The sequence below is a fragment of the Streptomyces sp. BE20 genome (assembly GCF_036322525.1).
Classification (GTDB): Bacteria; Actinomycetota; Actinomycetes; order Streptomycetales; family Streptomycetaceae; genus Kitasatospora.
Map to the genome: position 1 here is coordinate 1 of NZ_JAQYWW010000879.1, position 330 is coordinate 330.

Consider the following 330-nt stretch of genomic DNA (forward strand, 5'->3'; position numbering starts at 1 on the left):
CCCGGCTGCTGGAGGTGATCTACCTGGTGGCCCGGCAACGCGACCCCCGGAGGCCTCCACATCACCCCCCGGGCGGTAGCAATCGCCTGCAAGCGCGCCACGTGGCTCGGGGCGTTCGCCACATCCCGCCGGACCAGATGAACGCCGCCCTGGTGCTGACGCTGGACTTCGCGAAGCTGCAGCAGACCGACAGCCGCTCGCTCGCCCTGGACACACTGAACAGCGGCATCGCCTGGGCAAGATACGGCGTGCTGGTCTACAACGCAGCCATCTCGCCGATCGTCGCGACCGGCTTGGCGGCCGGCCTGGTCGGCCTCTTCGGGCAGCTGA

The 330-nt window shown here is 69.7% G+C and carries 1 pseudogene; it reads left to right on the top strand.

The features are described 5' to 3' along the window. Positions 1-101: 101 nt before the first annotated feature. Positions 102-330: pseudogene (locus tag PUR61_RS19110) on the top strand (threonine/serine exporter family protein); the annotation flags it as partial.